The 25,690-nt window shown below is 61.4% G+C and carries 20 protein-coding genes and 1 pseudogene; 16 read left to right on the forward strand and 5 right to left on the reverse strand.

Features of this window, described 5'->3' with window-relative positions; genetic code table 11:
• Nucleotides 1-40: 40 nt before the first annotated feature.
• The 3 genes and pseudogenes from CLV41_RS07525 to CLV41_RS07535 all read left to right on the forward strand — a co-directional run bounded on the left by CLV41_RS07525 (nucleotide 41) and on the right by CLV41_RS07535 (nucleotide 3,116).
• The gene (locus tag CLV41_RS07525; RefSeq protein ID WP_170107140.1) at nucleotides 41-484 is read left to right on the forward strand and encodes a cupin domain-containing protein; all 444 of its coding nucleotides are present in this window, start codon (nucleotides 41-43) and stop codon (nucleotides 482-484) included.
• 122 nt (nucleotides 485-606) lie between these two features.
• Nucleotides 607-2,172, forward strand: coding sequence for a CYTH and CHAD domain-containing protein (locus CLV41_RS07530; RefSeq protein ID WP_103221711.1), 1,566 nt, complete (start codon nucleotides 607-609; stop codon nucleotides 2,170-2,172).
• A 186-nt stretch (nucleotides 2,173-2,358) separates the two neighbouring features.
• A pseudogene (locus CLV41_RS07535) lies at nucleotides 2,359-3,116 on the forward strand (IS5 family transposase).
• A 13-nt stretch (nucleotides 3,117-3,129) separates the two neighbouring features.
• On the opposite strand, the gene CLV41_RS07540 reads toward CLV41_RS07535, so the two are convergent.
• Nucleotides 3,130-6,576 (reverse strand): autotransporter domain-containing protein, encoded by a 3,447-nt coding sequence (locus CLV41_RS07540; protein WP_146048532.1) that lies wholly within the window; start codon nucleotides 6,574-6,576, stop codon nucleotides 3,130-3,132.
• Between the two features lie 685 nt (nucleotides 6,577-7,261).
• Nucleotides 7,262-7,969, reverse strand: coding sequence for a response regulator transcription factor (locus tag CLV41_RS07555; protein ID WP_170107141.1), 708 nt, complete (start codon nucleotides 7,967-7,969; stop codon nucleotides 7,262-7,264).
• Nucleotides 7,970-8,089: 120 nt separating this feature from the next.
• Here CLV41_RS07555 and CLV41_RS07560 point away from each other — a divergent pair, with 120 nt between their 5' ends.
• Entirely contained in the window at nucleotides 8,090-10,159 is a 2,070-nt protein-coding gene (locus CLV41_RS07560) for a sensor histidine kinase (RefSeq protein WP_170107142.1), read from the forward strand.
• A gap of 117 nt (nucleotides 10,160-10,276) precedes the next feature.
• Here the strand turns inward: CLV41_RS07560 and CLV41_RS07565 are convergent, their stop codons facing one another.
• From CLV41_RS07565 to phnF, 3 genes are all read right to left on the reverse strand, one after another.
• The gene (locus CLV41_RS07565) at nucleotides 10,277-12,055 is read right to left on the reverse strand and encodes a hypothetical protein (RefSeq protein ID WP_103221717.1); all 1,779 of its coding nucleotides are present in this window, start codon (nucleotides 12,053-12,055) and stop codon (nucleotides 10,277-10,279) included.
• A gap of 15 nt (nucleotides 12,056-12,070) precedes the next feature.
• Nucleotides 12,071-13,933 (reverse strand): hypothetical protein, encoded by a 1,863-nt coding sequence (locus tag CLV41_RS07570; protein ID WP_103221718.1) that lies wholly within the window; start codon nucleotides 13,931-13,933, stop codon nucleotides 12,071-12,073.
• A gap of 719 nt (nucleotides 13,934-14,652) precedes the next feature.
• Nucleotides 14,653-15,393, reverse strand: coding sequence for a phosphonate metabolism transcriptional regulator PhnF (gene phnF / locus CLV41_RS07575; protein ID WP_103221719.1), 741 nt, complete (start codon nucleotides 15,391-15,393; stop codon nucleotides 14,653-14,655).
• Nucleotides 15,394-15,544: 151 nt separating this feature from the next.
• On the opposite strand from phnF, the gene phnG reads away from it, so the two are divergent.
• The 12 genes from phnG (at nucleotide 15,545) to CLV41_RS07635 (ending at nucleotide 25,616) form a co-directional block, all read left to right on the forward strand.
• Nucleotides 15,545-16,021, forward strand: coding sequence for a phosphonate C-P lyase system protein PhnG (gene phnG, locus CLV41_RS07580; protein WP_208987362.1), 477 nt, complete (start codon nucleotides 15,545-15,547; stop codon nucleotides 16,019-16,021).
• Nucleotides 16,021-16,677, forward strand: coding sequence for a phosphonate C-P lyase system protein PhnH (phnH, locus tag CLV41_RS07585; RefSeq protein WP_103221720.1), 657 nt, complete (start codon nucleotides 16,021-16,023; stop codon nucleotides 16,675-16,677). Before phnG ends, phnH begins: the two co-directional genes overlap by 1 nt.
• Before the next feature lie 4 nt (nucleotides 16,678-16,681).
• Complete coding sequence (locus tag CLV41_RS07590; protein WP_103221721.1) at nucleotides 16,682-17,803, forward strand: carbon-phosphorus lyase complex subunit PhnI; 1,122 nt, start codon at nucleotides 16,682-16,684, stop codon at nucleotides 17,801-17,803.
• Nucleotides 17,800-18,756 (forward strand): alpha-D-ribose 1-methylphosphonate 5-phosphate C-P-lyase PhnJ, encoded by a 957-nt coding sequence (locus tag CLV41_RS07595; protein ID WP_103221722.1) that lies wholly within the window; start codon nucleotides 17,800-17,802, stop codon nucleotides 18,754-18,756. The genes CLV41_RS07590 and CLV41_RS07595 overlap by 4 nt, the downstream gene beginning before the upstream one ends.
• Nucleotides 18,753-19,541 (forward strand): phosphonate C-P lyase system protein PhnK, encoded by a 789-nt coding sequence (phnK, locus tag CLV41_RS07600; RefSeq protein ID WP_103221723.1) that lies wholly within the window; start codon nucleotides 18,753-18,755, stop codon nucleotides 19,539-19,541. The genes CLV41_RS07595 and phnK overlap by 4 nt, the downstream gene beginning before the upstream one ends.
• A 12-nt stretch (nucleotides 19,542-19,553) precedes the next feature.
• Nucleotides 19,554-20,258, forward strand: coding sequence for a phosphonate C-P lyase system protein PhnL (phnL, locus tag CLV41_RS07605; protein ID WP_103221724.1), 705 nt, complete (start codon nucleotides 19,554-19,556; stop codon nucleotides 20,256-20,258).
• Nucleotides 20,259-20,374: 116 nt separating this feature from the next.
• Nucleotides 20,375-21,124, forward strand: coding sequence for a DUF1045 domain-containing protein (locus CLV41_RS07610; protein WP_103221725.1), 750 nt, complete (start codon nucleotides 20,375-20,377; stop codon nucleotides 21,122-21,124).
• On the forward strand, nucleotides 21,121-22,266 hold the full coding sequence (locus CLV41_RS07615; RefSeq protein WP_103221726.1) for an alpha-D-ribose 1-methylphosphonate 5-triphosphate diphosphatase: 1,146 nt from the start codon (nucleotides 21,121-21,123) through the stop codon (nucleotides 22,264-22,266). The genes CLV41_RS07610 and CLV41_RS07615 overlap by 4 nt, the downstream gene beginning before the upstream one ends.
• A 19-nt stretch (nucleotides 22,267-22,285) precedes the next feature.
• The gene (gene phnN / locus CLV41_RS07620) at nucleotides 22,286-22,840 is read left to right on the forward strand and encodes a phosphonate metabolism protein/1,5-bisphosphokinase (PRPP-forming) PhnN (RefSeq protein ID WP_208987363.1); all 555 of its coding nucleotides are present in this window, start codon (nucleotides 22,286-22,288) and stop codon (nucleotides 22,838-22,840) included.
• Between the two features lie 158 nt (nucleotides 22,841-22,998).
• A complete protein-coding gene (locus CLV41_RS07625; protein ID WP_103221727.1) occupies nucleotides 22,999-23,829 on the forward strand; it encodes a hypothetical protein in 831 nt (276 codons plus the stop codon).
• A gap of 363 nt (nucleotides 23,830-24,192) precedes the next feature.
• Complete coding sequence (locus CLV41_RS07630; protein ID WP_103222004.1) at nucleotides 24,193-24,561, forward strand: group I truncated hemoglobin; 369 nt, start codon at nucleotides 24,193-24,195, stop codon at nucleotides 24,559-24,561.
• Nucleotides 24,558-25,616, forward strand: coding sequence for an adenylate/guanylate cyclase domain-containing protein (locus tag CLV41_RS07635; RefSeq protein WP_103221728.1), 1,059 nt, complete (start codon nucleotides 24,558-24,560; stop codon nucleotides 25,614-25,616). Before CLV41_RS07630 ends, CLV41_RS07635 begins: the two co-directional genes overlap by 4 nt.
• Nucleotides 25,617-25,690 lie beyond the last annotated feature (74 nt).

Consider the following 25,690-nt stretch of genomic DNA (forward strand, 5'->3'; position numbering starts at 1 on the left):
CATTGCGGACACAGGACCGGCCGTTCAACCGGCGCCTGCGATGGCACCGGACACCGCCGCCCTACCGGAATCGGCCCTGTTCACCCTTTCGTATCTGAACAAGGACGCACTCAAACCTTCCCCGATCGAACCGAGTTGGATCCTGGAGGGCGATCCGAAGGCACGCTGCAACAACCTTTCCAGCTTCGGAGACGACTGGACATTTGTCGATCACTGGTCCTGCACCTCCGGAAAGTTCCGCTGGCGGTATTTTTACGACGAAACCATTCTCATTCTGGAAGGCGAAGCTTTCATCACGGACGACAACGGCGTGAGATATCACGCGGTGCCCGGCGCGACGCTGTCTTTCCCGGACGGATCGGCGGCCAACTGGGAGATCCCGTCCTATGTCCGCAAGATCGCCTTCAACCAGAAGCCTGTGCCTTCTTACCTTCATAAATTCTGCCGGTTGATCAACAAGATCCAAAAAAACATCTTCAATTGAGCCTCTGGCCCGCCACAGGCATGGCGACGGAAATTCCCGGCCGAAACGTTTAGACGGCGAACAAAAGCGCAAATTGTGCGCTTTTTCTGGACAAGTTCTTTTTGCTTGGCTAGAAATTCCGGATGAGCAAATCAGGACGCGAAATCGAGCTCAAGCTCGAACTGGATCCGATGGCGCAGGATGCGTTGAAAAGCGCCGGCACCATCGAAGGCTTCACCGCCGGACGGGCGGTCACCAAAACCTTGCAGTCAATCTATTTCGACACGCCGGACCAGGCGCTGCGCAAGGCGAAAATCTCCCTGAGGGTGCGCAAAACCGGCCGGAGCTGGGTGCAGACGGCCAAGATCGGCACCGGCGTCATGGCCGGATTGTCCACCGCAGTGGAAGCCGAGCATCCGGTCAGCGCACGGGCGCTGGATTTTTCCGTCATCGAAGATCCTGAAGTCAGGAAAAAACTGGCGGAAACCATCGGCGACGCGCCTCTGGGCGAGTGTTTTGAGACGGTGATGAAGCGGACCACCCGTCAGCTCACCCGCGGCAGCGACGGCGCGCGGATCGAACTGGCGCTCGACACCGGCAACATCCTCGCCGGCAACGGCAGCCAGCCTCTGACGGAACTTGAGATGGAGTTGAAATCCGGACCGGGCCTTGCTGTCTTCGAGGCGGCGAAGGCTTTGCTCAAGGATACCCCTTTCCGGTTTTCCCCCTTCAACAAGGCCGAACGGGGCTACCGGTTCGCCGAAGGCGTCACGGCGGCGGAAGGCGCTCCCTATTTCGCCGAGCCCGTCGAATTCGCCTCCGGGATCAGCGCCGAGCTTGCTTTCCGGGATGTCCTGCGCTCCTGCCTCACCCAGATTGCCGAGAACCGTCTGGCGGTTCTGTCTTCCGATAACCCGGAGGGACCGCACCAGCTTCGCGTCGGCCTCCGGCGGCTGCGCAGCGCTTTCCGGCTGTTCAGGCCGATCCTCAACCCGGCGACGCTGCTGCCTCTGGACGAGATGGCGCGCATCATCGCCACCGAGGCAGGCGCCTTGCGCGATCTCGACGTGCTGATCGACGAAATCGTCGCCCCGCTGGCCGCCAAGGCGCCGGAAAGCCTGTCCTTCGACGCGCTGCTGGAAAACCTGAACGCAACGCGGGGACAAGACACCCGCCGCACACTGAAAGAACATCTGAAGTCAGCCGAAGTGAACGGTTTCCTGCTCGACCTTGCCGCCTACACGGAAGGCCGGGGCTGGCTGGACCCGGAGAATTTCGACCAGACGGTGCTGCTGGCGCAGCCGGTCGAGACGTTCGCCGGCAAGGCCCTCGCCAGGCAATGGAAGAAGGTCCTCAAATACGGCAAGCGGCTGGAAGACCTGTCAATTGCCGAACGCCACGAAATGCGCAAGACGATGAAGAAGATGCGCTACGGCATCGAGTTTTTCGGCTGCCTCTATCCGCGGGACACGGTCAAGCCGTTCCTCAAGCGCATGAAGAAGCTGCAGGATATTTTCGGTTATCTGAACGACGTCGCCATGGCCGAGAAGCTGCCGGAGACCTGCACTGCCTCCGGGCCGAAAGCCGACGCGGCGCGGCAGGCCATCGGCTTCGTCATCGGCTGGCACGAGTGCCGCTGCCAGACCATGTGGCGGCACGCCAGGGGCTATTGGGACGCCACCAGAAAGACGCCGAAATTCTGGAGCTAAAACATTTTCCGCTCATATTGAATCATTTGAATTGGCTTGTTCAGACACAACGCAATCCGAATGGCGTAGGCCGGAAAAACGGGTCAAGCGGCTCCGTATTCTTTTAAAGTGCTCTAGAGTCTGTGGACATTTAAGATTCACAGATCGTCATTTTTGTGATTCAAGCTTCCTTTTGAGGAGGCTCTTATGCACAGCGAACGTTTTGTCATCTCGGATCGCAGCTGGGCGATTATAGAACCGTTACTGCCCGGCAGTATTCGTGATCGAGGCCGGACAGCAAGGGACAACCGATTGTTTCTTGAGGCGGTGCTCTGGAAGGTGCGCGTTGGCGGCCCGTGGCGAGATCTCCCATCGGGGTTTGGCGAATGGAACAGTGTGTTTCGGCGTTTCCGCCGATGGGCCCAACGCGGTGTATTTCAGCGACTTTTCGAGGCTGTATCGGGTGATCCAGACTTTGAATATGTTCTTGTCGATGGCACGATCATCAGCGTCCACCACAAAGCGAGTGGCGCAAAAGGGGGACTCTCAATCAGGCCATCGGGCGCTCGAAAGGCGGATTAACCACCAAGGTTCTGGCCCTCACCGATGCGTTGGGCAATCTGGTGCGCTTCAAGCTGCTGCCCGGCCAGCGCAGTGAAATCGTTGGTGTGCCAGACCTGATCGCCGATCAGGATTTCGGCGCCATGCTGGCCGACAAGGCATTCGATGCCAATTCCTTGCGCGAAGACCTCGACACTCGCAAAGCACAAGCCGTCATTCCGGCAAAAAACAATCGTCGCGTCCACATCCCCCACGATGAAGAAACCTACAAGTGGCGTCATCTGATTGAAAACTATTTCAGCAAAATCAAAGAGTTCAGAGGGATCAACACAAGATACGACAAGACCGATGTCAGCTATCAAGCCTCAGGGAACATGGCTGCAACAGTCATCGCATTGCGCTAAATGTCCACAGATCCTAGAACCGCGCCGAGAAACTGGCGGTGAAGCCGTGGTCCTGGGCGTTGGCGCCGATATCGCCCTGGTAGCCGATGTCGAATCGGCCGACCTTGCCGAAGTCGAGCTTGACACCGGCCTCGATCAGCGCCGTGTCGCGGTCGATCGGGCTGCCTGAGACCGTAAAGGCGCTGCCGCCGTCAAGACGCATGGCTGTGTCCGGGGTGACATCGCCTATCGCGTGGCGCCAGCCGAGCGCACCGGCGAGTGACGCGGTCATGTCGCCAATGACGGCGAATTGCCTTTCGGCCCGTGCGCCCAGGGTCGTGACGCCGAGCGTCTGCGCGGTGGAGGAGACGGTAAGCGCCGCGGTACCGCCGGTCTCGGTGAAGCCGTCGCTGCGCTGGTGAATGAGCGCGAGGCCCGCAAAAGGCTCGAACCGCGCCAATTGCGTATCCATCGTGTAGCCGACCTCGCCGAAGGCCTGCGCGGTCGGGGCGGCATATTTGGCGGTAAGATGGTCGGTGAAGGCGCCGACGGTGACGTTCCGGGTCGTGCCGACATCATGCCATGTGTAAGTGGTGCCAAGCCGTACACCGAGCGGGCCGAACTGGCGCCCGGTATAGGCGCCAAGCGTGTAACTGTCGGCGTTGCCGGATGACGCGCGGGCATCGACATCGAAGCTGCTGTGGCCGTAGCCGGCGAGCACGCCGGCGCGCCAGCCGCCGAAAAGCTCGGCATCGGCGCCCATGAAGAAGCCGCCGGTGCTGCGGTCGGCGCCAGCCGTATTGGCGGTGGCGTCCGTCGACCCCCAGGCGCCATATCCCTGCCCCCAGGCCACCACGCCGCCACTGATCCCCGGCGTTTCGCCTTTGCCGTTAAAGGCGATCTGCGGCATCTCGCCGGCGGCCACGCCGTCGAAGGCGCCACGAATACGGTTGCCGATGGTGTCGCGTCCGAATTGACTGTCAGCGGCGAGCGCGCCGTGCACCGTTCCATGCACTTCGCCCGACAGCGCATCCAGCGCCTCGCGAGCCCCGGCGTCGGTCAGACCTATGAATGCGTCATAGACCGCATTGCCCGCGGTCAGGCCACCAACCCCCGCCGCAGTCGCGCGCTGGTTCGCGGTGTTCGCCGCCGAAGCGAAGTTGGTTTCATTGCGCGTCAGTGTCAAAGTGACGTTATTGGCGTCATAGCCGAGCATGGCATCGAGGAAGGCGAAGCTGTCGCTGACCGAGCCGAAGGTGCCGTTGACCGCAGTATCGGCGGTGAGGATCGTGTAGGTTGTGTCGGTGGCATAGGTGGAACCGGTGTCGGTGCCGTTTTCAGGACCCACGGTCACGCTCGCGCCGTTGTTGATTGTCACCGTACCGGTGGCGTGCAGCAAGTCGGAGTTTCCGGCGGCATCGACTTCCACCGCATAGATGGAACCGGACGCGAAGCTGGCATCTCCGGACACGTTCAACGTGCCGATGGAATTGCCCGGCGCGATGGTGCCCCCGGAATTCGCGCTCACCATGCCGACCGTGCCCGAACCGCCTAACGTGCCGCCACTGGCGATCGTGATCGCCGAGGAACTGACGATCGAACCGTTCACGAAGAGTGTGCCGCCATTCACGGTGGTTGCGCCTGTATAGCTGCTGGTGCCCGTGAGATTTAGCGTCCCTGTACCGGTTTTCGTGAGTGACAGTACGCCCGCTCCATCCTGTAAGGTTCCGGAAAAGGTGGTGTCTGCGTTGTTGAAATCCGTCGTCAGCACCGCCGCGGTGGCGTTTCCATTGGTTATGCTGCCGCTGCCGGAGAGTGATGGGAGCGTCGAGTCAAAACCGTTGACATCGAAAGTGGCACCCGCCGCAACCGTAACGGCGCTGGTGGATGCCAAGGCCGTCGCGGATCCCATGCGCAGGATGCCGGCATTGACGTCGGTCGAACCTGTGTAGGTATTGGTGGCCGTGAGAAGCAGGGTTCCGTCACCCGCCTTTTCCAGACTGCCCGATGATGCGCCGTCGGCAATGACACCCTGCAGCGTTGTCGTGGTGCCGCTGGCGACGTCGATCGCGGACGAACCGGCGAGGCTGAATCCCCGGCCGGAAGCCATCGTCGTGGTGCCGGTCACGGCGAGCGTTCCACCGTCCGAGATCACCACGTCGTTAGCTACGTCGCCAAGGTTGGCAGTACCGGCGATCGACAAATTGCCGCCGGCGATAGTGACGTTGCCTGTGAAGGTATTGGCCGCGGACAACACCAGGTTTCCGGTGCCGGTCTTGTTAATGGCTGTGGTAACGGATCCGGCAGTCCGACCGGTACCGGCGATGGTGTTGGCATAGGTGACCGTGCCGGAGGACACGCCTATGTTTACGGTCGTGGTGTCGATGAAGATCCCGGCACCCGCGGTGCTGCCGGTGCTGCCGGTCAAGCCGCCTGCTGCTGATGACCCCTGACCGGTGCCGCCGCCGCCGCCTGCGCCACCGGTGACTGCCGCGCCGGAGATCGGCGTGTCGAGGATGGTCAGTGTGCCGCCGGTCGCTACATAAATCGCGCCGCCCCGCCCGCCACCGCCGTCACCGCCGTTACCACCATCCGAGCCGGGTCCAAACGAGCCAGCGTTGTTGGTAACAGCGCCGCGGCCCGAGTTGCCTTCACCCCCGCCTGCATTGCCCGCCCCGCCATCGTTTCTGTCCGTATAACCTGAGCTGCCGGTCGTGCCGGAGCCGCCGCCGCCGCCGCCGCCGTCACCCACCGACGCGCCGCTGCTGCCCACCGTGCCCGATGTACCGGTATTGCCGCCTTCGCCGCCGGCCCCGCCGCCGCCGACGGCGCCGCCGGCGTTCATCGCGCCGCCGTCACCACCATCGCCACCGGACGCACTGGCCGCGATATTCTGCGCCGAGCCGCCATTGCCACCAGTGCCGCCCGTAGCGGAATTGCCCGTGAAGGTGACCGATGAGAGCGTGACATCGGCGCCACTGCCGACCAGAAGGCCACCGCCGCCGCCAAGGCCACCGCCGCCGCCGCCGCCGGAGCCGTAGGAAAGCGCGGAGCTGTAATAACCATCCTGTCCAGCCTCGCCGTTGCCGCCAACGACCGCCGTATTGGCGACCGAGAGGTTGGAGATGTTGACGGTCGGCGCATTGGCGCCGTTGACCTGGATACCCTGGAAAGACGACGCGCCATCGATCACCTGGCTGTTGCCGGTGATGTTCACGGTGACGTTCGCGTTGCTTGCCTGCAGGCCAGCCAGTGAACTGGTGAGTGTGAAGCCGCTGGTGATGTTGATGCTGACGGCAGAGCCGGAACCGGCTGCCGCAACAGCCGCGACCGCGGTGTTCCAATCGGTCTGGCTGGAGACGTCGATGGCCTGCGCCTCGGTGACAAGCAGAACGCCGAGGCTTGCGAAGACCGCACCAAACAGTGCGCCACGCGAACGATGTGCCGGGTCGGTGTCCGGGAGTTTCTTGTGCAGTGTCATTTCATCGTCCGAATTGTCATGTGGAGAAGATAATTTGCTCTGAGCCGGAAGCGGCGCTTTTCGGCGGTCGACCGTGGCAAGGCACGATCGCCGAACCGGAACTCCGAATGGAATTGGCAGTCCTGAACCGGGCACGCCGGAATCACGCTGCGCCATTGTGATTGTCAGCCTCACATCGCCGCCGAAGCGCGTCGGAACATCCTGAAAGCGACTGGCCGGGTGTTGCCGATAGGGCGGTGGAGGCCGGCGGTGCTTCCGAGTTCAGTCTCAATTCCCTTAATGTCGACAGTCTCATTTCCACACACCCTTCTGGGTGCCGGCTTTTCCGGCTCTGCCCTTGAGCCGTCCGGCAAACACCTGAATTGAATTTCAGTAACAGGCGAGGTGCCGCGCTTCCCTGAAATAACAAGTTAAAACAAGATCTAATGTAGATAGTTATATAAATCCTAAGTCAACATATAATGTTGATAGAAATATCTATAAACAAATACATATGTTTTACTTTTGCAACATATGTTGCAGAACGAGTTTCATTAGATGAGATTCTCGCATCTCCGCCATGAAGCCTCGTTGTGTTTCGATGATCTTGTTGTAAATTGAACACGATGAAAGCAGACCGCCAAGGCCGGCAACGCGCAACGCAGGCGTGATCAAGGGTGTTCGGAAAGAAAGGAAATGCGGGCGTTCAGCCGCGTCCGGCAATAACGGCGATCATCGAAAACCCGACGCCCTGGACGGTGCTGATCGGGAGGCTCAAGTCCGTGTGGCTGAGCGTTTTGGCGCGCAGGCGGCACAGCATGGAGTCCAGCTTGCGATAGGAGGAAGCGGAGGTATCGTCGCCCAGCGTGGCGATGATGTCGCCACGGCTGATGACGATGTCCCGGGAATGCACGACATGATCAACGAACATGGCCTCGCGGCGGGTCAGGCGCACCGAGCGGCCGTTGGGCGAGGTGAGTTCCAGGTTGGTGGAGGAATAGGACCAGCCTGGCATTTCACCGGTGGTGGCCGTGTCGGTTCCAGGGATAGGGGCTGTACGCGATACGCATCTCTTCAGCACAAGACCACTGATGGCGGCGGAAAGCTCTTCCGGCTCTACCGGCTTGGTCATGTAGATGTCCGCACCGCTCTGGTAGCCGCGCACCCGGTCCTCCAGGCTCGCGCGCACGGTGGTGATGATGATGCCCGTATCGGCCTGATCGGAAAGGTATCGGGTGATCGAATACCCGTCGTAATGCGGCAGATTGATATCGACGACGACGACATCGAAGGACTTGTCCGCCATCAGCTGATAGAGTTCGACGGCGCTGCCGGCCTCGGCAACGGTGTGCCCCAGCAGGACCAGACAATCGGCCATGCTCTCGCGCAGCGCAACGTCATCTTCTACCAACATCACCTCAGCCATGGGACCAGCACGCTCGCCTGACAATTTGCTTACCAAACATGTCTATCGAGAGCCTATGTACTTTAAACAGGGACAGGAATGCAATTGTCCCACGATCAAGGCAGCAGCATGCGGCGCTTATTCCGTCCTGTACCAACCGTCGTTGATATTACACGAAGTCTCCTGTTTTTCACCGCGGTGCTTTTTGCCTCGAACGTCACCTCGATTTGGCAATTGGAGGCGGCCGCCGGGCAACTTCCTGCCATCGGCGCCGGGCCGGAGTTCGCATCCGCGTCCCTGACCGGCCGCATGTCGGTTCTGCGCGATCCCGACCATGCGATCTCGCTTGCCGATGTCGCCTTTGGCGCCGCGGGTCAGGCCATGCATCCGGCAAGCGGCAACATCGCGCTTGGCTATACGCAGGACGCGCTGTGGGTGAAGTTTTCGCTCAAACGCGACCGCGCATGGCCGCTCAGCCTGTTTCTCAATCTGATACCCACCTATCTCGACCGGGTGGATGTCTATGTCGCGCGGGTGGCCCACCCTGCGTCCGTCGATGATTTCGAACTGCTGCGGCTGGGCGACCATGTTCCCTCCGCCGAGCGCGCGATATTCGTACCCTCGCTCGTTGCGGAACTGACGCTGCCCGACGCCGACCTGACCGATATTTACATGCGTATGGAGACGACCAGCAACTTGGCGCTGCGGGGATGGGTTCTTTCCGGGGCGTCGATGCTGAATGTCGCGACCCAGGAAAGCATCAAACTCGGTGCGATCCTGTCGTTTTTCATCATTCTGGCGATCATTCACCTCTACTATTTCTTCTTTCTGCGCAAACGATTGTATTTTTCCTTCAGCGCCTTCCTGGTCGCTTTGGCTTCGGTGTTTCTGTTCGACAGCGGACTGATCACCGACGGCCCCATGTTGGGGGTCTATTACGCCAGCGATCTGTACCTGGGCTGCACCATGATCATCGCGCAGCTGACAAGCTATGTATTCATGATCGATCAGCTTGAGGCCAGGGCACGCTTCCCGATACTCTATCGCGGCCTGCAGGGCATGATCGCGCTATATGCCTTTGTTCTGGTCGCAGCCATCGCCGGCTATGGCAGCACCGTCATCCCCCCGGCGCTCGCGCTCTCCACAAGCTGGATCCTGCTGGTTTCCGTCTACAATGTGATCCTGTACCGGCGCAAAAGGCCGGGCAGCGGATTGGCCACCATGGCCTATCTGATCCTGCTGGCGGGTTTTGTCGCGACCGCCGGGCGCCTGTCGGGACTGTTGCCCTTCGCCACCGCCACCGAACATGCTTTTCTGGCGGGCGTCGTCCTGTTCATCTTTTTCATGAACCTGTCGCTGTTGCAGCGGGCGCGACTGGCCGAGCAGAGAAGACGCGAAAGTCAGGCGCTGCAGGTGTCGCGCAAGGCGGAAAAAGCAGCTATGCGCCTGGTGAAAATCCGCACCGCCGAGTTGGAGACGGCAAAGGAAGAGGCCGAAACGGCTCTGGCGCATGAGCGCGCCGCCCAGGCCGAACAGCTGCGCTTCGTGGATGTGGTCACCCACCAGTATCAAACGCCGCTCGCCGTGATCCGCTCAAGTATCGCGGCCATTCTTCAAACACTTGCGCCGCAGGATGAGGGCAATCGTCAGCGGGTCAGCCAGATACGTTCCGCGGTCAAGCGGCTGATCGAGGTGCTGGACGTGTCGCTGCATCGCAGCCGTGTGGACGGCAGCACCGCCAAGGCGAACTTGCAGGATGTGGAGCTTGTCCCGACGTTGGAGGGGATTGTCGGACGAAACCGTGAACTGTCGCCCGAAAGCGGTCTTGAGATCGAATTCCAGTCGATCGGGGCACATGACAGGGGCCGGATAGATCCCGACATGCTCGGTCTGGCGCTGACCAACCTGATCGACAATGCCGTCAAGTTCTCTGCCGCGGGCAAGCCCGTCAGGATGCGCTGCCGGCGGCAGGACGGCTCCCTCGTCATCGAAGTGGCCGATGAAGGTATCGGTATTCCCGAAGCGGAGCGGGAGGATATTTCCAAACGTTATTTTCGCGCTTCCAATACCGGCGGCATTCCCGGTACCGGATTGGGCCTGCACATCGTCAGGGCCGTTGCGGCCGCCCACGGCGGCACCTTTGCCATCGCCAATGGCGATCAAGGCGGCGTTGTCACGGCACTCACCATCCCGGCGTGACATTCGAAAGCCTTGCCCACCCTCCTGCGAAACAGCGCGCGGGTCCGAAAATCCGCGCGCTGTTGCAAGTTGAACGATTTTGGAGCTGGTCTGCGTCCATCCGAACGCAGACTGACGCTAGATCACGTCGAAGACATGATCGAGCAGCATGATACCCAGGCATCCAGACGGACTGAGCGTCTGGGCGCTCAGCAGGTGCCCGCCGATGGTCGCCGCGGCCACTTCCGGTTTCGTGCCTTCCGGAACGTTGTTGATGTTCTGAACCGTCAGATAGACATCCCACTTGCCGGGCTTCGACGTCGCCGGAATGCGCACGGACCCCTTGAAGCAGCACTGACGGGCCTTTGCCGCATTCACCTTGATCCGCGCTTCCAGCGCATCCTTCAGGATCGCCTCGAGCTGCTCCTTGGGAAGATCGATCCGGAACTCGCCTTCCCGGTCGAGGCCGTCAACGCAATATTCGACAAGGACCGCCTCGCCGCCGCCACCGAGGACCTGCGTTGAGGAAATGCCATTGCCCTTGACGGTCAGCGTGTGAACGACGCCTTGCGTTCCGTCCGTCGCATCCTCGCCCACCAGCACGCCGCCGGCGAAGGCCCTCAGCCTGACCGGCTGACTTGTGTATTGAACGACTTTGATCCGGACCTCGGAGACAGGCTGGTGACTGAACTGGATGCCGCGCGACGGCAGCAACAACCCCTTTGCAAGTTCGCCCCAGGACACGATCGACATATTCTGCTGCTGGGGCTGCAGATACCCGAGCCAGTCGAACCTTCCCTTGTAGACAACTTCCTGGTTTTCCATCTCGAAGAAGCGGATGCAATCCAGTTCGCCGTCGCCAGTCCCGCCGAAGGGATCCTCGTCGCACGGAACCGGCTGAAGGATCGAGCGCACGGCCGTGGACGGCTTGTCATGGGGGATCATATGCGCGACGACGTGATAGTCGTTGCAGGTGCGCGCCAGCTGATAATCCCAGATCGAGGCGAAGATTTCCGCCCGCTCGCCCGGATTGTAGCCGGGCTTGTCGGTGACGACCTGCTTGCCGAGCAGGAACTGGGCGTTCGCGACCTTCTCGCGTTCCTCGTGAACCATGACCCGCTGGTCGGTTTCCCGTTCATAGCGCCAGATCGTCTCGGCGCGGAACGGATATCCCGGCAGCGGCAGATCGTAGTAGAGGATCTCGTTCGAAACCCGCTCGCGCAGGGTCTTTTCCCCGGCGGGGGGGACCGTCGCGTCCTGGCCGCGGCGGGTCTGGTCCTTGTAGTCGGAGCAGGCCGCCGCAATCGCCGCTGCCGCCGCGCCGCCATAGAGGATAGCCGCGATGGGATCGGGGCTTTCCCATTCGATCAGCGACGTGACCAGCGGCCCGCAGGCAAGGACCTTCCCGATTGCCTCCACATGGTCGCCGCCGGTCGGGTGCCCGGGCTGGATGATCTGATCCCCAGCCGAACCGCCATCGGCCCACACATGCCAGTTCGACAACCCGACAGGAGCGCCCGTCACATTGTCGGTCCCTAAAATGCCGAGCGTGCCGCCGCCGTTGAACCACAGCACGTGCTGCTCGGAATTCGAGGACGCCGGGCCGCCGAGAAGAGGGTCGTATTTGCGCTCATCGCGCTGACCCACGGAGCCGCTGACGTAGTTTTCATCGCGGACATCGGTCGGAAAGCCGTCGATCTCCTTTGGAATCGGCTTCGAGCCCTTCGCTTCGATGACCCGTTCGGAGGGCAGTTTTTCCTGGACGTGAAACAGGATCGCCAATCCGTCCCGAGGCTTGCCGCCGCGTTCGGGAGACCCGAACCCGATGGCAACCACATTGGGGTCGTCGGCATACTCTGCGCGCAAACGGCGCACGCTGGCCTGAATACGGGCAACGGTTTCGTTGATTTCAACCATTTCTCATGCCCTCCGTCAGATTGTGATGTTAAGGATGCGCTGCACGTCTTCGAGCAGCGAAGCGATGCTGAAGTTACCCGACCCGTCGGCGGCACCGGAGTGGTGCAACCCGACCGGACGCAATGTCTCGGTGTGTATCCAGACCGATCCGGAATCACCTTTCTGGCTTGTCGGCTCATCGAACGCAGGATCACGAGTGATCTGCAGCTGATCGATGCTCCAAGCGGCTTCCGAATGCCCGGTCGGAGACAGCCCGGATATGATCCCGTGGGTGAACCCGGTCGTCGCACCGGACTTGAAGACCTTGCGCTGCGGGTCGTCAATCGGCAGCACCAGCAGGTTGCTGACTTCGGCATGGGTCATCACGTTGCCGGTGACCGCGGTGACCATGCCGTTCAGGGCGGTCAGCGGGTTCAGGAAGTCCTCATCGCCCTGCGCGTCGAGAACCGTGTTCATCGCCAGCGCCCGGTCCGTATCGATCACGCACAGCGCCGCGTCGATATCGTCCTGCTGGAAAGCTCCCAATGTGCCGATGACATTGTCTTCGTCCTGATAGGCAATGTCGGCGGCTTCGGCGATCATGCCCGCGATCAGGAGGATAACGGCAATGATGATCAGCAGCACCTTCCACCACGGATCGTCATAAGGCAGAGGCCCGTACTGGCCGTCGAAAGGTTCGGACGGCGTCACGGTGTAGTCGAACTTGGTGGGAAAGGCGAGGAAGGGCGGATATTGCCATTTCCCGTCGCCGGGAAACCTCGGATCGCGACCGCCGCCCCAGGGATCGGTGGGATCGTATCCGCCGCCGCCCGGAAAGCCCGGCAGATCCCTGCAACTGCAGTAGCAGGTAAGCAGCTTCTGGATCAGGCAGGGATCGATGTCTTTGCCCTTCAGAAGCGCCTCGAGCGCACGGCGAAGGTCCCGGGCACCGGGATTGCGCCGCCGGCCTCCGCGTCGCGGCTTCTCTCCTCCACCCTTTCCGTCGGAACCGTCCAGGCGCCTGCGCTTTTTCTTGGCGGTGACACGGTCGATGGCGACCTCGCGCAGTTGCACGCGGATTTCACCTTCCTGCACCTCCGAAACGATCTGGCCTGTGGTCTCGTCGATATAGGAAGAGGAAACGAATATCTGTTTGGTCTTGAACCGGCGCGGATCGCCGGGATCCGCCATGCCGGCACGGTTGGTCACGGAGAAGGTGATGTCGTGCTTGCGTGGCGACGCTTCGCGCACATCGATCTTGAAATAGAACACTCGGGAGCGATCCGGTTCCAGTCCTTCAAGGCTGATACCGGTTCCCGACAGCTTCTGGCCCAGCATATCGAGTTCGCGCTGGGTGAAGCTGTCGATGACATCGATACCGCGCGCGGTAAGCTGCGCCCGGCTTTGCGGCGTGATATCGATAGCGTGATCGGGTCCGAAGGCGAGCCCCCAGTGGTTTTCCACCCGAACGCCCATGTAATAGACACCGATCGCCGTCTCGAAAATGCCGTCGGGCATTTGCCCGAGATCGAGAATACGCACCGCGAACGGCCTGACAGGGATGTCGAAGAGCGTGTCCCCCTGCCAGCGCGCGTCCCATTCGATGTCCTCGAAGTCGAGTTGCGGCAGCGGATCTTCCGCTCCGATGGTCGCCCTGATGTCGATACGGTCTGGCGCCGCATCGATCATCATGTCCGATTCCGCCCACGGCTCGCCGGCATTCTCGCGGTATTCGGCCCGCAATTGCCAGTGTACGCCGTCTATGACCTTGGCCGGTCCGACGACGCCGTCAAATGTGCCGCCACCCGAGGACGCCCCGTCGATCACATACCGGTTTTCCCAGTTGTGTATCGCCTTGACGACCTCAAGCCGCCATTTCCCGTATAAATTGATTGCCATTGAAAACCTCCAAGCTGCAGTCAAATTCCTGCTTCAAGCCAGGCGCGGGCCTCATCGGAACATCTTTTAAAACGTTCCTTTGCGGCCGGGTCGCGACTGGCCTTCCCGGAGTGATCCCGTATTGTCTTTAACTGGCCCCCATGCGGCTGATCGCGCATGGCCATGTCTAAAAAATCGACTGCGGGGCCTGGTTGGTCTCACCCCTTGTGATCTGGCAAGATCGGCGGACATCCGGCCGGAATAGACCGGAGGCCCAAAAATTGATCGGTTTAAAGTGTCAGAGCATCCTGCATTCAGCTGAACGCAGACAAGATGCTCTGGCGGCCAAACCACAATACATTTCTGTATTTCTGAAAATGCTTCCCGGCTCCGCTTCGACCCGGTTTTACGTTCCGGCGGCCCAAAACCGCCATTCAATTAAAGAGTGTTAAAAATAAACAATACACGCATACCATGCCGTTTTATTGGACTGTTGTAAAGTGCCTGATTACGGGGCTGGTCTCCAGCCGGACCGAGGCGGGCCAGACCAGCGCGCTGGCCGCACCTCTTCATTGGCCGGTTTTTTTGAGCCGGACTCCGTGCCAAATGCACCTTAGGATATTGAAAGATCAACTAAACAGGAATGCGCATTACGAACCGTGCCAGACGTTCGGAACAGACGTGAAGTCAAGTTGTGACGATCGTCCGGCGACCGGCATATTCTTGCAAAAAGGTCCCCCTCACCCCGCCTCGTTCACCACCAGCTGCATCCGGTCCGCCGCCACGCGCGCCCTTGTGTACTGGATGGGGCGGCCTTCCATGTCGAGATTGACGCTTTCCATGACCATGACGGGCTGGCCCAGCGCCAGGCCGAGCTGGCGGGCGTCATTGGCCTCGACGAGTTCGGCGGTGATGCGGGTTTCCTTGCGCCGGTAGTCGGTGATCCCGGCGCGTTTCAGGGCCGTGGTGATGGAGCCGCTGTCGGCGTAGTCGGTGACGAAATTCGGCACGCGCGTCTGGTCGAACCAGCCCGTGGCGATGATCATCGGCACGCCGTCGGCAACGCGCAGGGTTTCCACCCGCAGCAGCGCGGTGCCGAGCGGTACGTCGAGGCGATTGGCGAGCAGCGCGTCGGCCTCCTCGGACGCCGAGCCGATGAGGCGGCCGTCCGGCGCCCGGTCCTGGCCCGAGACGATTTCCGAAAACCGCGTCCTCGGTCCGATCGGATAGCTGAGCGGCGCTGAGGCGACGAAGGTGCCGCGGCCCTGGTCGGCGCGCAGGATGCCTTCGCCCGTCAGCGCGGCGATGGCGCGGCGCACGGTGTGGCGGTTGACGCCGAAGCGGGCGGCCAGCTCGGATTCCGGCGGCAGACGGCTGCCTTTACCGAAAGCACCACTGACGATCTCGGCCTTGAGCGTTTCCATGATCTGCCGCCAGACGGCGATGCCCGCGCCGCGATCGAGAGTGCTGTGGTTCGTCATGCGCCCGTCATCAAATTTCGCTACCAAAGAGTCAATCGGATTATTTGTATAGACAAATAGACAAATCAAAGCTAGAGACTCCGCATAAATCGCGATCCCGTCCAACGATCGCCAAATGTCCCGACGACCGCCCAGTTCCAAAAGGCGCTTCATGACCGAAACCACATTCGACGACCGGACCGGGGATGCCGCTGAGGGCGACCGGAAGAAAATCATGGCGACACTGGCGGCGGCCACGCCGGAAGCCATTGCCGGGAAATATGAAAACCTCTCCCCGCCTTCCTTCGAACTCGTACGCCAGCCCGAGACCGGCCTGGTCATGGTGCGCGGCCGCATGGGCGGCACCGGCAGCCCGTTCAATCTGGGCGAAGTCACCGTGACCCGCTGCGTCGTGCGTCTGGAGACCGGCGAAACCGGCAGCGCCTACAGCCTCGGCCGCAACAAGAAGAAGGCCTTGCATTCTGCGGTGATCGACGCACTCTGGCAACGCCCGGAAACACGTGCGCGGATCGAAAACGACATTATCGCTCCGCTCGCCGCCGCGCAGGAAACCGCCAAGGAGACGGTCCGGCAGGAAACCGGGGCGACAAGGGTCGACTTTTTCACCATGGTGCGGGGAGACAACTGATGACGACCGCTCCCGAGACAAATGCAACGCAGGAAAGCCGGAAAACCCCGGCGACACCACCGCTCGCAGCCGGGTTTCAGGACCCGGTTCACGACGCCCAGGCCTGCTTCCGGGCCGCAATGAACGCCATCGCCCGTCCGGGCACCCGGCAGGCGGTTGACGCGGGTGGCCTCACCCCGCCAGCACCGCTGACACCCGTTGCGGCGGCGCTCGCGCTGACCCTCCTCGACTACGACACGCCCGTCTGGCTCGACAAGCCGCTGATGGCGTCCGACGCGGTCAAGGCCTTCCTGCGCTTCCACACCGGAGCGCCGATCGTCAGCGAACCGGTGGAGGCCGCCTTCGCGCTGGTCGGCAATCCGGGGCAGATGATCCCCCTGGCAAGTTTCAACCAGGGCTCAGCCGAATATCCGGACCGCTCGGCAACCGTCATCCTTCTGGGCCAGGACTTCGGCGCGGTGCAGGCGGTAACCCTGCAAGGACCCGGCATTCAGGACAGCGCGGCTTTTTCGGTCAGCCCTGTTCCCCCCGTGTTCTGGGAGCAGGTTGCCGCCAACAGCCGGCAGTTCCCGCGCGGGATCGACCTGATATTCGCCGGGGATGCGGAAATTGCCGCGCTTCCCCGGTCCACCCGCATCATGCCGACGGAGGTCTGACGCCATGTATGTTGCCGTCAAGGGTGGCGAAAAGGCCATCCGCAACGCCCACAAACTCACGGCGAAGCGCCGCAGGGGCGACACCTCCGTTCCGGCGCTGACGCTGGAGCAGATCGCCCAGCAGCTGTCGCATTCGGTCGCGCGGGTGATGGGCGAAGGCTCGCTCTACGACGAAACGCTGGCCGCTCTGGCGATCAAGCAGGCGCGCGGCGACCTGATCGAGGCAGCGTTCCTGATGCGCGCCTACCGCACCACACTGCCGCGCTTCGGCTACAGCACGCCGGTCGATACCGGCGCCATGCTGGTCGAGCGCCGTGTCTCGGCCACCTACAAGGATCTTCCGGGCGGCCAGGTTCTGGGCCCCACCTTCGACTACAGCCACCGCCTGCTCGACTTTGCTCTTGCCGCGGAAGACGACGGCGCGCAGCTACCTGTCGAAACGGCACAAAGCGAAGACCGGCCCATGCCGCGCGTCACCGACCTGCTGGGCGACGAGGGCCTGATGGAACCGGATCCCGTCACCGACGAGGACGCCCCTGTCGGCGACCTGACCCGCGAGCCGCTGTCCTTTCCCGCCGACCGGGACCTGAGGCTGCAGAACCTTGCCCGCGGCGACGAAGGCTTTCTGCTGGCGCTCGCCTATTCCACCCAGCGCGGCTACGGCCGCACGCATCCCTTCGCCGGTGAAATCCGCTATGGCGAGGTCGAAGTGGAATTCTTCGCCGAGGAGCTCGGGTTCGCCGTCACGCTCGGCGCCATCAAGGTCACCGAGTGCCAGATGGTCAACCAGTTCGCAGGCTCCGCCCAGGCCGCCCCGACCTTCACGCGCGGCTACGGACTTGTCTTCGGCCAGGTGGAGCGCAAGGCCATGTCGATGGCGATGGTCGACCGGTCGATGCGCTGGCAGGAGCTTGGCGAGGAACAGGTCGCGCCTGCGCAGGACATCGAATTCGTCCTGTCCCATTCAGACAACATCCAGGCGACGGGTTTTGTCGAGCACCTGAAACTGCCGCATTACGTCGATTTCCAGGCCGAGCTCGACCTGGTGCGCCGCATGCGCGCCGAATGGTTCGGCAGACGCGAACAGCAGGAAGAAGGCGAAGCCGCCACGGAGGCCGCGCAATGACCGATACGGCACAAATCCCGGACAGCGTTTATGAGCAGGGCGAATACAATTTCGCCTATCTGGACGAACAGACCAAACGCATGATCCGCCGCGCGATCCTCAAGGGCATCGCCATTCCCGGCTATCAGGTGCCCTTCGCCTCCCGCGAGATGCCGATGCCCTATGGCTGGGGCACCGGCGGTGTGCAAGTGACGGCGGCAATCCTCGGGCGGGACGATTGCCTGAAGATGATCGACCAGGGGTCCGACGACACCACCAACGCTGTCTCCCTGCGCGGCTTTTTCGAAAAGACCGCCGAGGTCAGGACGACCTGCGAGACGGCGGAGGCCACCATCATCCAGACCCGCCACCGCATTCCGGAAAAGCCCCTGACCGGGGATCAGATCCTGGTGTTTCAGGTGCCGATCCCCGAACCCCTGCGCTTTCTGGAACCGCGCGAGACCGAGACCCGCAAGATGCACGCGCTGGAGGATTACGGGCTCATGCATGTGAAGCTCTACGAGGACATCGCCAAAAACGGCCATATCGCCACCACCTATGCCTATCCGGTCAAGGTCAACGACCGCTATGTGATGGACCCCTCGCCGACGCCGAAATTCGACAATCCGAAGATCGACCGGATGGCCGCGCTGCAGCTCTACGGCGCGGGCCGGGAAAAACGCATCTACGCCATACCGCCCTATACGAAGGTCAAGAGCCTCGATTTCGAGGATTATCCCTTCGAGATCCAGAAATTCGACAAGCCCTGCGGCCTGTGCGGCGCGGAAAACGTCTATCTCGACGAGGTCATCCTCGATGACAGGGGCGGGCGCATGTTCGTCTGTTCCGACAGCGACTATTGCGAGGAACGCCGCGCGGACGGTCATCTCGGACCGATGGCGGCGGATCCGGCGGCCGCCCGTATCAGCAGTACCGGCATCGATGGCGCGAAAACCGGGGAGACAGTCCGATGAACCTGTTTCACGGGGAGGACCCGCTGCTGCAGGTCCATAACGTCACCCGCTATTACGGCGACCGTGTCGGCTGCTCGGAGGTCTCCTTCGATCTCTGGCCGGGCGAGGTTCTGGCGATCGTCGGCGAGAGTGGTTCCGGCAAGACCACCTTGCTCAACTGCCTTTCCACCCGCCTCGCACCGACGGCCGGCGCCATCGAATACCGCATGCGCGACGGCGCCATGCGCAATCTCTATCAGCTCAGCGAAGCAGAGCGCCGGTTGTTGATGCGCACGGACTGGGGCTTCGTGCACCAGAACGCCGCCGACGGCCTGCGCATGAATGTCTCCGCCGGGGCGAATGTCGGCGAGCGGCTGATGGCGGTCGGCGCGCGCCATTACGGCAATATCCGCTCCACGGCGGACGACTGGCTTGGCCGGGTGGAAATCGACAGCGACCGGATCGACGACGATCCGCGCTCCTTCTCCGGCGGCATGCGCCAGCGGTTGCAGATCGCCCGCAACCTCGTCACCCAGCCAAGACTCGTCTTCATGGACGAACCCACCGGCGGTCTCGATGTTTCGGTGCAGGCCCGCCTGCTGGATCTCCTGCGCCGTCTGGTGGCCGATCTCGGGCTGTCGGTGGTGATCGTCACCCACGACCTTGCCGTTGCCCGGCTGCTGTCCCACCGGATCATGGTGATGCGCCACGGCAATGTCATCGAAACCGGGCTGACCGATCAGGTGCTGGACGATCCGCGCGAGCCCTACACCCAGCTTCTCGTCTCTTCCATTCTCCAGGTGTAAAGGACGCTTCAGATGCCAGTCCGTCTCTACCTCAACAATGTCGGCAAGGCCTTCACCATGCATCTGCAGGGCGGAACCGTCATTCCGGTGGTCGAAAACGTCGAGTTCTCGGTCAATGCCGGAGAATGCGTCGTGCTCGGCGGTCCCTCGGGCGCCGGCAAGAGTTCGATCCTGAAGATGATCTACGGCAATTACCGCTGCGACGAGGGTCAGATCCTTGTCACGGCCGGCGACGAGATCATCAACGTGGCCGGGGCCGAACCGCGCCGGGTCCTCAGCCTGCGCGAAAGCACCATCGGCTATGTCAGCCAGTTCCTGCGCACCATCCCGCGCGTGTCCGCCGAGGATGTGGTTGCCGAACCGTTGATGACGCAAGGGGCAGGCGAGACGGAAGGACGGAACACGGCGCGCGCGCTGCTGTCGCGGCTCAACGTGCCCGAACGCCTGTGGACCCTGCCGCCCGCGACCTTTTCCGGCGGCGAGCAGCAGCGGGTCAACATCGCGCGCGGCTTCATCGCCCATTATCCGATCCTGCTTCTGGACGAACCGACCGCCTCGCTCGACGCCGTCAACCGGGCCGTTGTCGTCCGGCTGGTGGAGGAGAAAAAGGCGCAGGGGGTTGCCATGGTCGGCATTCTGCACGATCAGGATGTGCGCACCGAAATCGCCGACCGGATTATCGACGTTACCAGGTTCGGTTCCGAGGCCGCCGCCTGAGGCAAGTCGGCTCGAAAAATGAGGAAAGCCTTGCGAGCAAATGAAATCTGTCACAGAAAAGTCACCGCCTTTCTTTAGGTCACGAACTCCCCAGATATGAAGTCGTAATTCCGGACATGCGCTACGCCATCTATTTCGCCGCCGAAGCCGACGACCGCCTGATGCAGCTCGGCAATGCCTGGCTCGGGCGCGATCCCTTTTCGGACAGAGACCTTTCGCAGCCGGAGATTGCCGGATTGTCGCCGGAGAAGGTTCGCGAACTCACCGCCAGCCCGCGCCGCTACGGCTTTCACGGCACGCTGAAAGCGCCGTTCTATCTCCGTGGCGGAGAAAGCGAAGCGGCTCTACTGGAAACCTGCGCGGAGTTTGCGGGCCGGACTGCGCCATTTGAAATCCAGGGGTTCGACGTCAACCGGCTCGGCAGGTTCCTGGCCCTGACCCCGAACGAAAGCGAACCGGCGCTGCAAGCCTTTGCCGCCCAGTGCCTGCGGACCTTCGAACCGTTCCGCGCCCCCCTGAGCGCCGCCGATCTGGAACGCCGCCGCAAAAGCGGTCTGACCTCCAGGCAGGACGCCTATCTGACGGCATGGGGTTATCCGTATGTGTTCGAAGAATTCCGCTTTCACATGACGCTTTCCAACAAGCTGGAAAACGATGCGGAAGCGGACGCACTGGCACAGGCTGCACGATCCTTTTTCGCCGAAGTCACCGGCCGGCCGCGCACCTGCCGGACCTTCGGGCTTTATGTCGAGCCGCAAGCGGGCGATCCGTTTCAGGTGTTGAAAGTGTTTGCGCTGACCGGCAGCGTCACGCCGCAGGCAGCGGAAGAACAGACAGGCGGAACCGCCCGCGAGGAGAACGCATGAGCACGCATCCGAAAGTCTTCAGGAACGCCAGGCTTGTTCTGGCGGATGAAGTCATTGACGGATCTCTTTCGCTCGACGGCAACGGCCTGATCGAAGCGATCGGATCTCCGACGGAGGCCGACGGGCACGATTGCGACGGCGACTACCTGCTGCCCGGGCTGATCGAGCTTCACACCGATCACCTCGAGACCCATTACGCGCCGCGACCCAAAGTTCGCTGGAACGCCATCTCCGCCGTCCAGGCCCATGACGCGCAGATTGCCTGCGCGGGTATCACGACGGTGTTCGACGCCCTCAGGGTCGGCATGGACGAGGATGCGGACCTGCGCTATCCCGACATGCGCATTCTCGCCGACGCCATCGAGACCGGCCAGAAGGAACATCGCCTCAGGGCCGATCACTTCATTCACCTGCGCTGTGAGGTCTCCGCCCCGGACGTTCTGGAAGCCTTCGAGGTGTTCCGGGACGATGACAGCATCCGGCTGATTTCCCTGATGGATCACACACCCGGACAGCGGCAGTTCGTTTCGCTGGACTCCTACAAGATCTACTACCAGGGCAAGAAGGGTTTTTCCGACGCCGAGATGGACGAGTTCATCCGCCGCAGAAAGGAACGTGCCAGCGGATTGGCGCCGGAGAACCGCAAGCAGCTGTCCGCGATCGCGCAGAAGCGCGGCATCACCATCGCCAGCCATGACGATGCAACCCGCGACCATGTTGACGAAGCGATCGACCTGCACACCAGAATCGCCGAATTCCCGACCACCGCGGAGGCCGCCAAGGCGTCGCATGAAGCCGGCATGGCCGTGCTGATGGGCGCGCCGAACGTGGTGCGCGGCGGGTCCCATTCCGGCAATGTCTCGGCGAAGGAGCTGGCGGAAGCCGGTTATCTCGACGTGCTGTCCTCCGATTATGTCCCGGTATCCCTGATCCAGGCGGCATTCCAGCTCGCCGACGAAGTCGAGGCGATTTCCCTGCCAAAGGCTGTCGCCATGGTCACCTCGACTCCGGCGAAAGCCATCGGCCTGAAGGATCGCGGCGTGCTGCAGCCTGGACTGAGGGCGGATCTCATCCAGGTGAAGCTGGTCGGCGACGTTCCCATCGTGCGCGGTGTCTGGCGCCAGGGACGGCGCGTTGCCTGAGGAAACGCCAGGCGCGCCAGTGCCAAAACTCGGCCCCGGCCGCATGGTGCTTGTCGTCGGTCCGAGCGGGGCCGGCAAGGATACGCTGATGGCCGCACTGAAAGCCCGGCTCCGGGGCCGGAGCGATGTGCAATTCGCCCGAAGGGCCATCACCCGGCAGGCGGATGCGGACGCGGAGGACCACGATACGCTGGACCGGGCCGGGTTCGAGCGGCTGGTCGCCACCGGCGAGGTGGCGCTCGCCTGGGAAGCCCATGGTCTCGGTTATGTCATCCCGAAAGCCTGTGACGAGATCATCCGCACCGGCGGCACCGTCATTGCCAACGGCTCCCGCCGGGTCCTGAAACAGGCTGAACGGAAATACGAAAACGCCGTCGTTCTTCTGATCACGGCTCCGGTCGAAATTCTCGCCGAGCGTCTCGCTGCCCGCGGCCGCGAAACCCGTCAGGAGATCCGGAAGCGGCTGGAACGTGCGGATCTGGAACCGGAAAACGTCGCCAATCTCATCCGCATCGAAAACACCGGCACGGTGGAAGGTGCCGTCGAGAGGATGATGGCGGCGCTGGCGTTTTGAACCGGCCTACGCCCGAAGAGTATTCCCACCTGTAAAAATACCGATGATTTTTTGCGGATTGAACCAACATTTAAGAAAATTGGGTTTCAGTCCAGGCATCGCTCGCCATATGCGCGAATGGACAAAACAGAATTTAAAGGCCAAGGCTTTCCATGAGGATGAAGCTGGACAATTTCAAATCAGCCGTCATCGTCATGGCCCATCCCGACGATGAGGTGCTGTGGGCGAGCTCAATTCTGTCTACGGCCAGAAAGGTCGTTCTGTGTTACGGCGAAGCACCAAACGACCCCCTGACAACCGAAGGGCGGCAGACCGTCTTCGACGATTTCCCGTTGAGCAATGCCCTCAGCCTGGAGATTCCCGAATCCCATTGTTACGACTCCACGCACTGGCGCGAGCCGGTAGAGACCGGCTACGGCGTTCGTTGCGGCCGAAACAAGGTCGTCTACAAGAAAAACTTCCACCTGCTTGTGAAGGCCCTCGAAGCGCACATTGAGGACGGAGACCTCGTCGTCACCCACAATCCCTGGGGCGAATATGGGCACGAGGAACATATTCAGGTCTTCCGGGCCGTCGCGCATCTCCGCAAGCGACGGAACATCAGGCTATTCGTTTCCAGCTATGCCAGCGATCGTGTGCTCTATTTCATGGAGAGAAACACGCCGCGCATCGGCACTGCTTCCGATTTGCTGCCGACGGACAAGAAGCTCGGCGAAAAGCTGATGCGCCACTACCAGGATCACAATTGCTGGACCTGGGAAGACGGATACCAATGGCCGGACTATGAGTGCTTCTACGAGGTCGTCGATCCGGATACGGCCCTGCGGTCCGACAAGCTGACCATGTCTTCCATGCCGGTCAACGTGATCTGGCTGGATGAACAGTCGCCGACATATTCCAATGCCCTCCGCGCTACAAAAAAGCGGCTCGTCGGCCGGCTCCGGGATTTCCTGCAGCGCATCGGCAACAAGAGCGTTTCACGCTCATAGTGAACACGTGCCGGCGAAACCGATTGACTCCGGCGTCGATGCGATGATGGAGGCCTTGGGCTTTTGAGCCTCCTCGCTCGATCCTTCCGATACCGGCACTCCCTTGGAGCATCTGAAAACAAGTCTGAATTACGGTCCGCCCAGCTCTCCTGTCCGCATATCCCTGTGCACAGGTGCCGCGAGACCGGCTGCAATCGCCGACGACGTGAGGTCGTTCCACCCGTGACGACAAGAAGGTCCGGCGCTTGATGATAAGTAATCGAACCCTGTAATGGACGTTCCAAACGGCTTTTCTTTGAGGCCCCGGTCGCCTACTCTCAAACTTATTTGATCGTGGCTAACCAGGAATTGAGTTTCGCGGATATGGCAAAGGCCCTTTTTGACAAATATGGCGGTTTTAAATCCGTCAGCCGCATCGTTATGGCCTTTTATGAAAAGGTACTCGATTCCGATGAGATCGGTGATTTTTTCGACAACGTCGATATGCCAAGTCTCATAGATCATCAGACAAAGTTCATTGCCTCGCTTCTAGGAGGCCCGGTCTCCTATTCCGATGAGCGCATCAAAAAGGCCCATGCATCGCTGGACCTCACGCACGAGGATTTTGACGAGGTGGGAAGGCTTCTGAAGGAGACGCTCACCGAGCAGGGTATCGAGCCGCAGGACATCGATACCGTCATGAGGGAAATCGAATCCCGCCGGACTTCCATTCTGTCGGTCGGCACTCCATGAGCATCACCGCGATCAGCCAGCAACTCCTGCGCGCCATCGGCGTCGGCATTGCCGTTCTGCGGGGAGACGATTTGCATTTTCTTTTTTGGAACGAACCGTTTTCGGAATGGTTCGGCAAGCCGGATTCCGGATCGTCCCTTCCAGACGTCCTTCGGGATGTCGACATGGAAGAAATCCGCGCGGCTCTTCAGCAAAATGGCCGCTACACCGGAGAACTCTCTGTCAAGGTGAAGCGCCGGACTCTGGTCATTGCGCTGTCAATTGCGCCTGCCAACGCGGACGTGCAGGACCTGTATGTTGCCGAGTGTCAGAACATCACGCGAATCCGTGAACTGGAATCGATGATCGACAGCTATTCGTCGATGGTCGAACGGAACACGCGGGATTTGGAGCGCGAGAAGGAACGTGTTGAACGCCTGCTGCTCAACCTCATGCCACGCTCGGTCTATGAGGAGTTCAAGACCTTCGGAGTTGTCACGCCCCAGCTCTACGAAAGCGTATCGGTAGTGATGCTGGATTTCGTCGGTTTCACCCGGTTTGCGTCAGAACATGACCCGACGGTCACACTTGGCGAATTGAACGACATTTTCACTGCCTTCGACCGCATCGCCGAACAATTCGGCTGCGAGAGGATCAAGACCATCGGCGACGCTTATCTTGCCGTTGCAGGAATGCCGGAACCCTCGCCGGATCATGCGCGCGCGGTCGCCAATTGCGCCGTCCGTTTCGTCCGGTATCTGGAACGCCGAAACCAGAGCCACCAGCACAAATGGGAGGCACGCATCGGCCTCGGCACCGGTTCCGCCGTCGGATCGGTGGTCGGTATACAAAAATATGTCTATGACGTTTTCGGATCGGCTGTGAACCTGGCAGCACGCCTGCAGGCGTTTGCCAGTCCCATGTGTGTCGTCGCACCCGGCACCATGGAGGAATTCCTCGCCGACGAGTTTCATCTCACGGATCTCGGCAAACAGGACATCCGCAGTTTCGGCGAACTGCGCCTGATGCGTGTCAGCCCTGGCACCGAACTGGCCCGGAAGGCCAGACAGTTTTAGAGCATGCGATTACATGCATGTAATCGTTCGATTTCGAAGTCCCGAAGCAGGATAAACCGGTTCCCGGGAACCGG

It is taken from the genome of Roseibium marinum (assembly GCF_002906165.1).
In the GTDB taxonomy this organism is placed as follows: domain Bacteria; phylum Pseudomonadota; class Alphaproteobacteria; order Rhizobiales; family Stappiaceae; genus Roseibium; species Roseibium marinum.